Origin of the sequence: Faecalimonas umbilicata (assembly GCF_004346095.1) — a bacterium.
GTDB classification, from domain to species: Bacteria; Bacillota; Clostridia; order Lachnospirales; family Lachnospiraceae; genus Faecalimonas; species Faecalimonas umbilicata.
On sequence record NZ_SLZV01000005.1, the window covers coordinates 1 to 14,020 of the forward strand.

Sequence of the window (14,020 nt, forward strand, 5' to 3'; positions counted from 1 at the left end):
TCATTTGTTCGAAATTTTCAGGGTTGTGTTGTCTATTGTTTAATTATCAATGTTCTGTTTTGCTTTTCGTAATCAGCTGTTTTATTTTATCACAGTGTTTCTTACTTGTCAAGCACTTTTTTATTTTTATTTTTTCGTTATCGCTTGTCGCGACAACTTCTATATCTTATCACTTTATTCTTTCTTTGTCAACAGTTTTTTTATTTTATTTTTCATTTCCTGTTAACTCTGATTGAAACATTTCAAAAAAATATAGCCACTGCTGTTTGCAGCGACATTTATAATATCATCTTATTCAAAAACTGTCAATACATTTTTCATTTTATTTCAAAAAGCTTTACTCTTTCTTCTCTACCGCTTTCCTATCTCATCCATAATTCATTCGCAATTCCCGGCACGGGATCCGACTTTATGCTGATTTGCATTATTCTTCTTCGAATCCCCGTACCTCAGGAAAATTTTTAAACCTAGATAATCAAACGATTCCCACGCTTTTCAGACTAAAACAGATTTTTTACCGCCGGATAGATATTTTTGAATTTCTGATATCTTTCCTCGTATTTTTCTACAAGTTCCTTTTCCGGCTCTACGGTATCGATAGTCTTCACAAATTGCTTTGTCGCTGTTTCAACATCCGGATATTCTCCACACCCGACTGCTGCAAGCATGGCAGCTCCAAGCGCCGGTCCTTCTTCACTCTCTATCACTTCTACTTTTACGTTCATGACATTTGCAATAATCTTTTTCCAAAGTGGACTTTTTGCACCTCCACCGCAGATTTTCGTTCTCGCAATATTTATGCCAAGACTTCTCGCAACCTCAAGAGAGTCTCTTAATCCAAATGCCACTCCTTCTAAAACTGCCTGTGTCATTTCTTCCCGTGTTGTGTCCATAGACATTCCGATAAAAGCAGCCCGGACTTTTGGATCATTATGCGGAGATCTTTCTCCCATTAAATATGGAAGATAGAATACGTTATTCTCACCAAGTTTTGTAATACCTGCCTGTTCGTTTACAAAATCTGTTGTTTTCAATATTTCTTCTGACCACCACTTATTGCAGGATGCTGCACTTAGCATACATCCCATCAAATGATAGTTTCCATCTGCATGTGCAAAAGAATGAAGTGCATTATTTTCATCTACTTTAAATTTTTTACTGGAAATAAAAATCGTTCCGGAAGTTCCAAGGGAAATATTACACATTCCCTCTCCTACTGTGCCTGTACCCACCGCTGCCGCCGCATTGTCTCCGGCTCCTGCAATCACTTTTACCTCTTCCGTCATTCCAAGTTCCTCGGCAATATTCTTCTTTAAGGATCCTACGACCTCATAGCTTTCATATAGCTTCGGAAGCTGTTCTTCTGTAATACTGCATATCTCAAGCATTTCTTTTGACCAGCATTTATTTTTCACATCCATCAAAAGCATACCGGAAGCATCCGATACATCTGTACAAAATGTTCCGCACAATCGATAAGCAAGATAATCTTTTGGAAGCATGATTTTTTTAATTTTCTGAAAACGTTCCGGTTCATGACGTTTCATCCAAAGAATCTTTGGAGCCGTAAAACCGGCAAACGCAATATTGGCAGTATACTTCGAAAGTGTTTCTTTTCCGACTACTGTATTTAAATACTCTGTTTCTTCTCCTGTACGACCATCATTCCACAAAATCGCCGGTCTTATTACATTATCTTCTTCATCCAGGACAACCAACCCATGCATCTGTCCACCAAAACTGATTCCTGCAATTTGCGATTTATCACATTCTGCAGTCAGCTCTTTCAGGCCGTTCATAGATTGTTCGAACCAATCTTCCGGATTTTGTTCTGACCATCCAGGGTTCGGGAAAAACAAAGGATATTCTTTCGAAACTATTTTTTTAATTTCTCCGTTTCCATCCATCAGAAGCAGCTTCACAGCCGATGTCCCTAAATCGATACCTATGTATAACATATTTATTTCCTCCAACTACCTTCCTGTTAACTTACCACACATTCATTACGGCTCAGTAAACGAACACAAAAATTCTGCAATCACTTCAATACAGCCTTCTACATCTTTCATATCCGCAATTTCTCCCGGTGTATGCATGTTCCGCAGTGGAACTGCTGTAAATACTACCGGTACCCCTTGATTGGAAAAATGAATCTCATCTGCATCCGTATAGCTTCTTGCACTTGCCGCCTCACGCTGTGTATGAATGCCGATGCGTTCTGCACATTCCTGCATTTTTTTATTCAACCGTTTGGATGCTAACGGACTATTGCAAAGAGATGGTCCCCCTCCAAGAACAACATCTCCCGCTACTGCCGGATTTGGGAACCTGCTATAATCCGTACAATTCGTAACGTCTACAACGACGGCTGCTGTCGGCTGAATCCGTGTACTAGACCAATATGCCCCGTTTTTAACCGTCTCTTCGCCAACCGTCGCTGCAGCATAAACTCCTATCTCACAGCCTCTCTCCCTCGCTCTTTTTAATGCCTCCATAATTACAAAAACACCAATTCGATCATCGAATGCCCGCGCTGCAAGTCTGCCATTTGCAAGTTCTCTTACTCCTGCATCCAATACAACCGTATCTCCAAGCGATACATATTCTTCCGCATCTTTTTTCGAAGTAGCACCGATGTCAATCAAAAAATCAGAAGCTTTTAAATTCTCTTGTTTAAACAATTCCCTGCTGCACTCTACAACACCATACACAATCCCCTTTTGCGTATGAATCCGAACTTTCTGTCCCGGATAATTCTGATGAATGATACCTCCACGCTCAATCGCCTGAATTCTGCCTTCCTCTGTAATCCTCGTGACAAGAAGACCAATTTCATCTGCATGTGCAGACAGCATGACTCTAACCGGACTTTCCGGATTTAAAATACAGATTACATCTCCCATTTCATCTGTCCATATCTCATCTGAAAAGGGCTGCATGTGAGATTTTACTACCTCTTGTCCACACTCCTCACATCCAGATACCGATATCTGCTCTAATAGTTTATCCAAAAATTCCCTATCCATCTTCTACACCTCTAATTGCTTTTACTTTTTATTGTTTGGCGCTATTTTGTAATACTGTGCCCCAATCCTTTCTAATGCTTCCTGTAGATAACTCCTTGACGTTGCAATATTGATCCTTATGAAAGAATCAGTATGCTTCCCATATCTGCTGCCCATATAAACAGATACCTTTGCATCTTCGATAAAAAACTTTTCTAACTCCTCCGGACTGATCTGAAGCTTTTCTGTTTGCACCCATGCCATATAAGTACCCTCTGATGGGATCACTTCCAGTTCCGGCATATTCTTTTCAAGATATTTTTTCAAAAACTCATAATTCTCATACAGATATGTATTGACCTGTTCTATCCATTCATCACATTGCGTATAAGCCGCTTCCATAATACCGGCAGCAAAAATATTCGGATTATGAAGTCCCCAACGGTCCATGGTTTCTTTCATCCGTTCCCTGATTCCTTGATCCGGAATCAATAAGTTCGACAAGATAACTCCCGGTACGTTAAATGTCTTTGTAATCGAATTGCACACAATCATCCGTCCCTGAAGATCCTCTTGAAAGTGCAGGCACGACACAAATTTATGCCCTTTTTTCACAAAGTCTTCATGTATTTCATCCGATATCAAAAGCAGATCATATTCCTTACAAATATCAACTACTTGCTGCAGCTCCTCGATTTCCCAGACTCTCCCCGTTGGATTATGTGGATTACATAAAAGCATGATTTTTGCACAGACACCTTGCGCTTTCTTCTCGTCCAGATTTCTTCTCAACTGCTGAAAATCCATTTTATATCTACCGTTCTCCAACACAAGAGGACTTTCAATCATAACACGGTGATATTTCTCAACTGCATTTTGGAGCGCTGTGTAAGCCGGAGTATGAAGAACAATCCCATCTCCCTCATTTGTAAAAGTTTCCACTGCCATATTCAACGCCATATTAATTCTCGGAGAAAATACAACCCATTCGTTCTTAGTTTCTTGTCCATAACGACGCTTCATCCATTGAGAAACCAGTTCTTCATAATTCTCTGGCCAAATAGTATATCCAAACACACCTTTCTCAACAATGTTCTGCATTGCCTCTATGATTGGCTTTGGGGAGCGGTAGTCCATATCTGCCACTCCCAAATGCATCACGTCTGATCCAAACAACGCATCCATCTCATCAAATTTCGCGCTGTTTGTATTTCTTCTGTCTATTTGTTCATCAAAATCATATTTCATAGATTATCCCTTTACTGCACCAGCCATTGAACTTTCCAAAATCTTCTTTGAACAGAACATAAATAAAAGAAGAATTGGAATAACTGATAGTGTTACTCCTAAATATATAACACCATAGTCCGTCTTGTATACCCCTTGCATCTGCTGTACCAAAATAGGAAGTGTAAAATTGCCCATACGCAAAAAGTATAGGCAACTTATCGATTCACTTATTTATCCCCATGGATTTTCCGTAGGATATCTCACACCTTTTGGCTGATTGTATCCGATTTCTTCTACTGGAACTCCAATATATTTGAATACTTCAAATAATACTTTTCCATGTTTTCCAAACGCAACTGCTCCGTGGTGCGGGAAGTTTTTCTCAATCAACACATGACGATAGAATCTTCCCATCTCCGGAATCGCAAAAATACCGATCGAACCGAATGATCTTGTAGCAACCGGAAGAACTTCTCCCTGTGCAATGTATGCACGCAGCTTACAATCTGCTGTACTTTGGAGTCTGAAGAATGTGATATCGCCCGGAACAATATCTCCTTCCAAAGTTCCCTGTGTCACTTCTTCCGGAAGCGATCTTGCCATGATCAGCTGATATTTCATCTCGCAGAAAGAAAGTTTTTTGCTTGCAGTGTTTCCGCAGTGGAAGCCCATAAATGTGTCTTTATGTGTATAATCAAATTTTCCTTCAATATCCTCCCGATAGAGATCTGCCGGAACATTGTTATTGATATCCAGTAAGGTTACGATGTCATTACTTACTACTGTACCGATAAACTCACTCAAGGCTCCGTAAATATCTACCTCGCAAGATACCGGAATTCCCTGCGCTGTAAGACGGCTGTTCACATAGCACGGAACAAATCCGAACTGAGTCTGGAATGCAGGCCAGCATTTTCCTGCAATGGCAACATATTCTCTGTACCCTCTATGCTCCTCTACCCAATCTTTTAACGTCAGCTCATACTGTGCTAATTTTCTAAGAATCTCTGGTTTTTTATTTCCTGCACCAAGTTCCTCTTCCATTTCTTTTACAATTTCCGGAATTCTCTCGTCATCTGCATGTTTATTAAATGCTTCGAAGAGATCCAACTCAGAGTTTTCTTCAATCTCAACCCCTAAATTGTAAAGCTGCTGAATCGGGGCATTACAAGCTAAAAAGTTTAACGGACGCGGACCAAAGCTGATAATCTTTAAACTATGCAGTCCGATAATGGCTTTTGCGATCGGAGCAAATTCATGGATCATATCTGCACATTCTTCTGCGGTTCCCACCGGATATTCTGGAATATATACTTTGACATTGCGAAGCTTCAGATTGTAGCTTGCATTCAACATTCCACAATATGCATCACCACGTCCCTGGATCAAATTGTCTCCTCTTTCTTCTGCAGCTGCAACAAACATTTTTGGTCCGTCAAAATGCTTTGCAAGTAAAGTTTCAGAAATTTCCGGTCCAAAGTTTCCAAGGTATACAACCAATGCATTACATCCTGCTTTTTTGACATCCTCTAAAGCCTGAACCATGTGAATTTCACTTTCCACGATGCAAATCGGGCATTCATAGATTTCTGCTTCTCCATATTTTTCAACGTAAGCTTTGATAAGTGCTTCTCGTCTTGTAACAGATAAACTTTCCGGAAAACAATCCCGGCTTACTGCTACCACACCAATCTTAAGTTTTGGCATATTATTCATTTTTTCTCCTCCTGATTTACTCCAACGTAATATTCAGACCTTTGAGTCCATTAAAAGCTCCTTCAATCTTTGCATCTTCGTGAGCGATTAACCATTTGTTTTTTGCGACCATCAATTTTTCTTCACCCTCATCGGATGTTTCAAACGTAAGCTCTGTGTTCGTATCCTTTGGAAGTACGATCACACAACGAAATCCCTGATCTTCCACGTTACACGGTGCATAGTGAAGCGTCGTTGCATATAATTCTACCGCAGTTCCTGCCGGTACATAAAAAGCTTCTACCCGTTCCGTGTCATATGTAAAGTCGTCCTCTATATCCTGCTGACAGCCAAGCAACAGAATCAGATCATCCACCGCCACATCCACTTCTGAGCAACGGTGATATTCCAGTGCATTCAATGACTTATTATGTCCGTTGCAATATCCTATCTGAATATCTAAGCCGCCGTATATACTATTTTTCAATTTCTGCGCTACATCCGATTTTTCCAAGCATTCCATTGATGGTACATAAATAACATCCTCCGGAACTTGTGTAGCATTCATTTTTTCTAACAAATCCGAGAAATCTAAATTGCTTATCACTTTCCCGTATTTTTTAAAAGATTCATCCGTTACCTTTTTCATTTTTAAGCTTCTCCCCCCTCTTTTGGAAATTTTTTTATATTTTAACAAGTTTTTTTATTCTATTCAACCAATATATTGCCTTTTCAATGTCACTTTCTTGTCATTTTTCCACAGCACCCTCTTTATGACTTGCAACATAAAAAAAGCGTATGCGAAACACTTCTTTCCGATTTCATTCGGAAGCAGCTGTCTCTGCATACACTTCTTTTAGTTTTTCTCTTTTCTAAAATCACTTGGCAATCTTCCATACTTTTTACGAAATGCATTTGCAAAGGCTTTGCTATTGGCAAACCCATGATTCAATGCAATATCGCTAATCATGTGATCCGTCTCCATTAACTCCTTACTGGCACGCTCCAATCTCACATTTTGTACGTAATCCCTATAATTAATCTTTGCATACTTTTGAAACATCTTCGACAAATACGTTGGAGAATATCCGAAGATTTCCGCCAGACTCTCCAGCGACAATTCTTTTTGATAATTCTTTTTAATATAATCTGTAATTTCCGTAAGCCGACTTAATTTCTGATAACTTTTAACCGCCTCAGGACTAATATCCGTATCTCTATATTCCGTAACGAGTGTGTAAAGCAATTCATAAAAATAGCTTTGTACTCGAAATTCATATCCGCATTCTTTTTTCACATAGGTATCATACATTTTATGCATCAGCTTCATCAATTCCTGATTGCGGACGCGTGGCTCATGCGAAAAAGAAATAAATTGTTCATTTGTATAGTATTTTTTAAAAACGACAAGTGGAATCTGAATCACAACTGTTACATTCGGCTTTGGAGAAAAAATCGAATGTACTTCGTTGGAGTTTACTAAAAGGAATTCCCCCGCATTCATTTTATACTCTTCTTCATTCAAAAAGAAGCGTAAACTACCTTCAAAAATTGCAAAAATCTCTATTGAGCGATGCCAATGTTTTCCTCTGACATAGTTCCCATTTTTCCCTTCAAATAGAAACATTTTAAAGCTCAAATCCTCATTTGGCAAAATAATCTCATGACTATATCCCATCTCATCTCTTCCTCTTTTTAAATATGTTTTCTATTTCTGTTATCGAAGTCCTTCTTGCTTAAAGCAGCATTTCTCTTAAAATCACATTCGCTCTGTATAATTCTGACAGGAATCTACTTGACTGTATCTGTCGGAAACACTCCGCTCCCAACGGAGTACCTCCAAACAAAGTAAGCACCAAAAAGAACATCCACACAAAAATGACTCCTAGAAAAAAACCAAGTGCCGCTCCTGCCCATCGGTTCAATCCATGCAGGATCGGAATCTTTGTGATCACATCCAATGTAAACAAAGTCATCCTTACCACGATTGTAAGGAAAACAAATGTCGTCAAAAAAGCGATTACATTGATCACAGTCCTCGTAATATAACTGCTGATATAATCTGCAAATCGTTCCACTCCGAGTATCCCATAAATTTCCCGGTTATTGTTTTCCAAAAGGATCCGCTTGAAAAATTCTGGAAGTTCTGCCTGTTCGATCGTCTGAATCTGCTCTTGAAGGGAAACCTCTTCCTTTTCTGCAATCTCCGCCGGTGCAAAAATCTCCATGCAATTTTTCTCGATCACCTCATCCACAGACGTCCACTTCATGATTGCTTCCCCGACATGTGGCGTAAGGATACTCACCAGTATCACCGTAAAAATTGTCGCAACAAAAGAAACACAAAGCCTGAAAAACCCTTTTCGATAGCCATTGCAGATACTGATCACAAAAATTGCCATAACAATGACTGCCATCCAGTTTGTCTGATCCATTTCTCTTTTCCCCTTCTATTTTACCAGACGAACTTTCTGGATTCCGTTGATATTCATGACCGTATAAGTGTTGATCCCCCCCACCGGAACTATATCGAGAATCTTATCTTGAAATTGTCCGGCAAACCGCTTCACACCATTCGCAGTGTAAATACAGCAATTTACACCGTCATACATCATCACCGTTTCTCCGACCATCTTTACATGTGCATAATCCCCTTGAAACTTTTTAGACATCGTCCGCTGTCCTTTTTGATTATAAAGACAGATTTCATATCCCTTTTTGTCCTTTGCCTTTAAAACAAAACCGATATACTTCTCTGTATGATATACACTCTTGATCTCTGTATCAAATTTTACTTCTTTTTTCAATTTAGGCTTGTCTGTTCCCTCATAAATATAAAACCCAGACTCCCCGACCAGCACAGACGTCTCATCATCCATAAAAAAAGCACTTGGAACAATCTGACCCGTATAGCTTTCTCCGGCAACCTGATTATTTTTCTCTTCTCTTCCCGCATCCCCAAAGTTGTAATACACCACGTTGGAAGCAAGCGCTCCGCTTTGTACATGTAAATAGGACACGATCAAAGTTGTCCCATCATTGGAAAGTGCGATTTCCACTGGATAACCGTCTTTTGCTGCTGATACTTTATTTTCTACGAGAATATTTCCCGTCGAATCATAACACATCACCTTCGGAGAAACTTCATCTTTTAACACTGCTGCCACAATTCCATTCGTGGAAATAGACAACTTTTCGATTGGCTGTGTCGTCTCAATCTCTCCTTTGATCCCTTCATGGTCGATTACAATGATACTGTTTCCACCACTGTCTCCGATTGCTGCAACCTCATGATTGATCTCAATGATCGGATTCTTGATCTGATAAGAGTGATTCCATATTTCTTTTCCTTTTTGATCAATCAGTGTCATCCCGTCTTTTGTATATTTTAAAACGGAATCCCCGAACATCTTATAGCTTCCATCTGCCGAACTGTCTCCTTTGTATGTACGAATCACTCGTGTATTTTCATATGTGCGGTACTCCAAAAGCAGATAAGATCCAAAAATGATCATAAATCCCAGAAATGCTGCCGTAATAATTCTTTTCCACCTCATTAATTTATGCTTTCTGATCTTTTCTTTCAGATTTTGCATCGACTCTGACAAATGTAATTCTTTATTGATTTTATCAGTCATAGTTTTCCCCTTTGTTTTTTCGGGATCTAATCGTTATCCCGCTGTTTTACTTATATTCGCGTACATTATATCACACTTTTTCTTTCTGGTGTGTTTTTAATTTTCTTTTTCTGATTACGGAAGAAGCAGTTTTTGTCCTACATAGATAAAGTCATTTTCTTTCAAACCATTGATCTTACAGATAGAGGCAATATTTTCATCCGTACCGTAAACTTTTCTGCTGATAGACAAAAGCGTGTCCCCTTTCCGCACAACATAAATATCTCCCTGGCTTCCCTCCTCAAGTTCCTCCGCAGCGCCTTCTTTCCAGTCAGATGCTTCCTGTTTTGTTTTTTCTTCTGTGGTCTTTTCTCCACTTTTTGCCGCAGCATCTTCTTTGTTGATTTCTTTTTTCTCTACTGCATTCTCTTCCAGCTCCTTTTTTAATCCAACGGAAGGTGTCCGATCTACGCTGACTCTTTTTGCTTCCTGTTCCGATTGTGCAGATTCTGTGAGTGCTTCCAGCGATTTTTGTACCGACTGAATCTTGTCATAATTATTTATCATCGTTATCCCCATCACCAGCATGACTAAGATCAAAAACGAACTGGCGATACGCATAAAATGAATTGACTGTTTTTGATCTTCTAACTCCCCCTTCGTACGAATCAGGTTGCGAAAACTTTTTGCGGCCCTGTCCTCCACCGACTCACTGATCGTAAGTCCATTTTTTCTGCGCGATGCGATCATATAATTCTGCATCGCAGGATTTTTCTCATAGTAAATATAATATCCACTCACCTTCATCAGATCATTGAATTTATTCACATAAAAATAATCTTCTTTCTCCCGCAAATCCCGCATAACAAATATAGAATACGTATTTGGAAAAGCATTCTCGTGTGTCCGTATCACCTCATCATTGATCTCAGCCGGAATTCCCGGGGCACTTACAAACCATCCTACGATCGTTGCATTTCCAAAATAACGCTTGCAGTCTTCGTATGCATTTTTCCATGTTTCTTCCGTAATCTGAAATGTATTTCCGTCCCGTTTCAGTTCATACATCTGGATCGCTCCTGTGATGTATATGTAATCCGGATGCTCCTTGTCTTCCATCTCTCCTATTAAAAATGCTCCCCGAATTTCCTCTGTCTGATCCGAAATTTGCCCGAAAAATGTATCTACATAATCTTCTACATAGATTTTAGGACCGCCGGATATGTTCCCAATCTGTCTTACATTTCTAGGAATCTCTCTTTCCATCTTTACTCACCTCTCTGCGTATTTTCTTTAGCATAGCACACAAGGCCGACTGAATTTATCACTTGTTGTCGAGAGGTCGCTGGAATATTTCGACAAAAAGCGGAAGGAATCGTACAAACATTGTACTTTCCCTTCCGCGTTCTTTTTCTGCTTTACTTTTATTGATATGATCCGAGCATTACCTGTTTTCGTTGCTTAGGCTTTCTCTGACTCGTCTCACACGCTCCACAATATTTATCTGTCAAAGTGGTAATGAAACCTTCCGCTGTCCGTGGCACTCTGAAAAATGTCACAGGCCACATATGTCGATAAATAATATCCTTCTCAATTTCATTGAGATCAAAAAACTTACTTGCATTTTTCAATGCTGTCCTCGGGTGTGTCAATCCGTGAAACCGATCACCTGTCTTTTTTCTGTGTGTGTGCCAGTCATACAAAAACAAGTCATGAAGCATTGCTCCTCTCGCTGCAGATCTTGCATCCAAACCAAGAAACTTACACCACTGATAATTATAATACGCAACATGCAGACAATGTTCGTAGCAGTTGCTGTTACCATGATGGGGATACAATTTCATGCGAAGTACTACCGGATGTGTCGCGATGTCTCGGATGCTCTCACAAAACTCATCCTGCCACTCCTTACGCACATGGAGGACTTTCCGCTTCCAACTTTTATATCGATTACTCTTTCTGATCATAGTCTCTGCTCTTATGATACAAATGCTTTTACTTTTTTGTAAATGCTGTCCGCATCCAGTTCATATTTCTTGATCAGTTCTAATGCCGGTCCGGATTCTCCAAACACATCATTCACTCCGATCTTCAGCACTTTCACCGGATAATTTTCTGACAGCACGTCACATACAGCACTTCCAAGTCCACCAATCACAGAGTGTTCTTCTACTGTAACAACCTTCCCTGTTTCTTTTGCAGATTCGATCACTAATTTCTCATCCAACGGTTTGATCGTATGAATATTGATTACTTTTGCACTGATTCCGTCTGCTTCTAATTTCTTTGCAGCTTCCAACGATTCAGATACTTCCAACCCGGTTGCGATGATTGTCACATCTGTTCCTTCACGCAATACAATTCCTTTTCCAAGTTCAAACTTGTATTCTGGATTATCGTTGATCACCGGAACTGCAAGTCTTCCAAAGCGAAGATATACCGGCCCCTCATGTTCATACGCTGCTTTCACTGCCGCTTTTGCCTCTACATCATCTGAAGGGTTGATCACAACCATTCCCGGAATCGTTCTCATCAACGCAATATCTTCGTTACACTGATGTGTCGCTCCATCTTCTCCTACAGAGATTCCGGCATGCGTTGCCCCAATCTTCACATTTAACTTCGGGTATCCGACAGAGTTTCTCACCTGTTCAAATGCACGTCCTGCTGCAAACATCGCAAACGAGCTTGCAAACGGAACCTTTCCTGTCGTAGCAAGTCCTGCTGCAACCCCGATCATATTTCCTTCTGCGATTCCACAGTCAATATGACGCTCCGGAAATTCCTTCTGAAACATCGCTGTCTTTGTAGCACCTGCAAGGTCTGCATCCAGCACAACCAGATTTTCGTGAAGCTTTCCTAATTCTACCAATGCCTTTCCATAGCTCTCTCTTGTCGCAATTCTCTTTACATCTGACATAATGCTTCACCTACCTTCTCTAAATCTGCCATTGCCACTGCATACTGTTCTTCATTTGGAGCTGCTCCATGCCAAGAAGCTTCATTTTCCATGAAAGAAACATCTTTTCCTTTGATCGTCTTCGCGATGATCGCTGTCGGTTTTCCTTTTACTTCTTTTGCTTCTTTAAATGCCGCTGCGATCTCGTCAAAGTTATGTCCGTCAATATTGATCACATGGAAGTTAAATGCATCAAACTTCTTGTCGATCGGGTATGGAGAATTGACATCTGCAATATTTCCATCGATCTGAAGTCCGTTGTTGTCTACGATCACAACTAAGTTATCTAATTTTCTATGTCCTGCAAGCATGGCTGCTTCCCACACCTGCCCTTCCTGGATCTCTCCGTCTCCAAGAAGTGTGTATACACGATAATCATCTCCGGAAAGCTTTGCTCCGATCGCCATTCCAACTGCTGCTGAGATCCCCTGTCCGAGAGATCCGCTTGACATATCTACACCAGGAATGTGCTTCATGTCCGGATGTCCCTGAAGATAAGATCCCACATGACGAAGTGTTGTCAGATCTTCTACCGGGAAGAATCCTCTGTTTGCAAGTGTCGCATAATATCCCGGTGCTGTGTGACCTTTCGATAAGACAAAGCGGTCTCTGTCTGCTTTTTTCGGATCTGCCGTGTCAACATTCATCTCTTCAAAGAAAAGATATGTATAGATGTCTGCTGCGGATAATGATCCGCCCGGATGTCCTGATTTCGCATGGTAAACCGCCGTCACAGCGCCCTTGCGGATTTCATTCGCCATTTTCATTAATTCTAATTTATTCATTAGACTGCCTCCACATTTTGTTTTCCTACTCAATTATATCTGCTGCTTTCTCTTTATGCAAGCCGTTTATTCCCCGAACACAGCCCGGTAATCTGCCTGGAATTTTTCAATTCCCTGGTCTGTCAGAGGATGGTGTATCATTTTTTCGATCACTGCATATGGCACTGTCGCAATATCAGCTCCTGCCAGCGCACAATCCGTAACATGGATTGGATTGCGGACACTCGCTGCGATAATCTCGGTGTCAATACCAGAAACGGCAAAGATCTCTGCCACTTCTGTGATCAGATCCACGCCTCGCACAGAGATATCATCCAGCCTTCCGAGGAACGGAGATACATAAGCTGCACCGGCTCTCGCCGCCAGCAGCGCCTGATTCGCAGTGAAGATCAATGTGACATTGACTTTGATCCCTTCGGACGAAAGCACCTTACATGCCTTTAATCCTTCCGCCGTCATCGGAATCTTCACAACCATATTCGGATGGATCTTCGCAATCTTTCTGCCTTCCTCGATCATTCCTTCTGCATCTGTGGTCGTGGCCTTTACTTCCCCGCTGATCGGTCCGTCTACAATCGATGCAATCTCTGCGATCACATCTTCAAAAGCACGCCCTGCCTTTGCAATTAAAGATGGGTTTGTAGTTACTCCGCAGATGACACCCATGTCATTTGCTTTCTTGATTTCTTCCACTTTTGCTGTGTCAATAAAAAATTTCATACCCGTTTC

Annotated in this window: 13 protein-coding genes; all 13 read right to left on the bottom strand. The window is 40.6% G+C overall.

What is annotated here, in order from left to right; genetic code table 11:
• Positions 1-500: 500 nt before the first annotated feature.
• The gene (gene xylB / locus EDD74_RS03115; protein WP_008977537.1) at positions 501-1,958 is read right to left on the bottom strand and encodes a xylulokinase; all 1,458 of its coding nucleotides are present in this window, start codon (positions 1,956-1,958) and stop codon (positions 501-503) included.
• A gap of 45 nt (positions 1,959-2,003) precedes the next feature.
• Complete coding sequence (locus tag EDD74_RS03120; protein WP_116440900.1) at positions 2,004-3,026, bottom strand: M20/M25/M40 family metallo-hydrolase; 1,023 nt, start codon at positions 3,024-3,026, stop codon at positions 2,004-2,006.
• Positions 3,027-3,047: 21 nt separating this feature from the next.
• Complete coding sequence (locus tag EDD74_RS03125) at positions 3,048-4,253, bottom strand: MalY/PatB family protein (protein ID WP_116440901.1); 1,206 nt, start codon at positions 4,251-4,253, stop codon at positions 3,048-3,050.
• Between the two features lie 213 nt (positions 4,254-4,466).
• Positions 4,467-5,951, bottom strand: a complete 1,485-nt coding sequence (locus EDD74_RS03135; protein WP_116440902.1) for an L-fucose/L-arabinose isomerase family protein — start codon at positions 5,949-5,951, stop codon at positions 4,467-4,469.
• Between the two features lie 16 nt (positions 5,952-5,967).
• Positions 5,968-6,579, bottom strand: a complete 612-nt coding sequence (locus EDD74_RS03140; protein WP_008977545.1) for a DUF4867 family protein — start codon at positions 6,577-6,579, stop codon at positions 5,968-5,970.
• Positions 6,580-6,786: 207 nt separating this feature from the next.
• Entirely contained in the window at positions 6,787-7,608 is an 822-nt protein-coding gene (locus tag EDD74_RS03145; RefSeq protein WP_008977546.1) for an AraC family transcriptional regulator, read from the bottom strand.
• Positions 7,609-7,666: 58 nt separating this feature from the next.
• On the bottom strand, positions 7,667-8,365 hold the full coding sequence (locus EDD74_RS03150; protein WP_116440903.1) for a CvpA family protein: 699 nt from the start codon (positions 8,363-8,365) through the stop codon (positions 7,667-7,669).
• A 15-nt stretch (positions 8,366-8,380) separates the two neighbouring features.
• Complete coding sequence (locus tag EDD74_RS03155; RefSeq protein ID WP_009263723.1) at positions 8,381-9,568, bottom strand: DUF5711 family protein; 1,188 nt, start codon at positions 9,566-9,568, stop codon at positions 8,381-8,383.
• Between the two features lie 114 nt (positions 9,569-9,682).
• Positions 9,683-10,813, bottom strand: a complete 1,131-nt coding sequence (locus EDD74_RS03160; protein WP_008977549.1) for a LysM peptidoglycan-binding domain-containing protein — start codon at positions 10,811-10,813, stop codon at positions 9,683-9,685.
• A 158-nt stretch (positions 10,814-10,971) separates the two neighbouring features.
• On the bottom strand, positions 10,972-11,514 hold the full coding sequence (locus EDD74_RS03165) for an HDIG domain-containing metalloprotein (protein ID WP_008977550.1): 543 nt from the start codon (positions 11,512-11,514) through the stop codon (positions 10,972-10,974).
• 11 nt (positions 11,515-11,525) lie between these two features.
• Positions 11,526-12,467: a transketolase family protein gene (locus EDD74_RS03170; RefSeq protein ID WP_008977551.1), complete on the bottom strand. Its 942-nt coding sequence runs from the start codon at positions 12,465-12,467 to the stop codon at positions 11,526-11,528.
• Positions 12,455-13,291 carry a transketolase gene (locus EDD74_RS03175; protein ID WP_116440904.1) on the bottom strand — a complete coding sequence of 279 codons (837 nt, stop codon included), beginning with the start codon at positions 13,289-13,291 and terminating at the stop codon, positions 12,455-12,457. Before EDD74_RS03175 ends, EDD74_RS03170 begins: the two co-directional genes overlap by 13 nt.
• A 66-nt stretch (positions 13,292-13,357) precedes the next feature.
• Positions 13,358-14,011, bottom strand: a complete 654-nt coding sequence (gene fsa / locus EDD74_RS03180) for a fructose-6-phosphate aldolase (RefSeq protein ID WP_008977553.1) — start codon at positions 14,009-14,011, stop codon at positions 13,358-13,360.
• Positions 14,012-14,020: the final 9 nt, after the last annotated feature.

Coding starts and splice junctions, on each gene's coding strand:
- EDD74_RS03135 (WP_116440902.1), bottom strand. CDS start 5,951: ATGAATAATATGCCAAAACTTAAGATTGGTGTGGTAGCAGTAAGCCGG.
- EDD74_RS03140 (WP_008977545.1), bottom strand. CDS start 6,579: ATGAAAAAGGTAACGGATGAATCTTTTAAAAAATACGGGAAAGTGATA.
- EDD74_RS03125 (WP_116440901.1), bottom strand. CDS start 4,253: ATGAAATATGATTTTGATGAACAAATAGACAGAAGAAATACAAACAGC.
- EDD74_RS03120 (WP_116440900.1), bottom strand. CDS start 3,026: ATGGATAGGGAATTTTTGGATAAACTATTAGAGCAGATATCGGTATCT.
- EDD74_RS03160 (WP_008977549.1), bottom strand. CDS start 10,813: ATGGAAAGAGAGATTCCTAGAAATGTAAGACAGATTGGGAACATATCC.
- EDD74_RS03150 (WP_116440903.1), bottom strand. CDS start 8,365: ATGGATCAGACAAACTGGATGGCAGTCATTGTTATGGCAATTTTTGTG.
- EDD74_RS03170 (WP_008977551.1), bottom strand. CDS start 12,467: ATGTCAGATGTAAAGAGAATTGCGACAAGAGAGAGCTATGGAAAGGCA.
- EDD74_RS03145 (WP_008977546.1), bottom strand. CDS start 7,608: ATGGGATATAGTCATGAGATTATTTTGCCAAATGAGGATTTGAGCTTT.
- EDD74_RS03165 (WP_008977550.1), bottom strand. CDS start 11,514: ATGATCAGAAAGAGTAATCGATATAAAAGTTGGAAGCGGAAAGTCCTC.
- EDD74_RS03155 (WP_009263723.1), bottom strand. CDS start 9,568: ATGACTGATAAAATCAATAAAGAATTACATTTGTCAGAGTCGATGCAA.
- fsa (WP_008977553.1), bottom strand. CDS start 14,011: ATGAAATTTTTTATTGACACAGCAAAAGTGGAAGAAATCAAGAAAGCA.
- xylB (WP_008977537.1), bottom strand. CDS start 1,958: ATGTTATACATAGGTATCGATTTAGGGACATCGGCTGTGAAGCTGCTT.
- EDD74_RS03175 (WP_116440904.1), bottom strand. CDS start 13,291: ATGAATAAATTAGAATTAATGAAAATGGCGAATGAAATCCGCAAGGGC.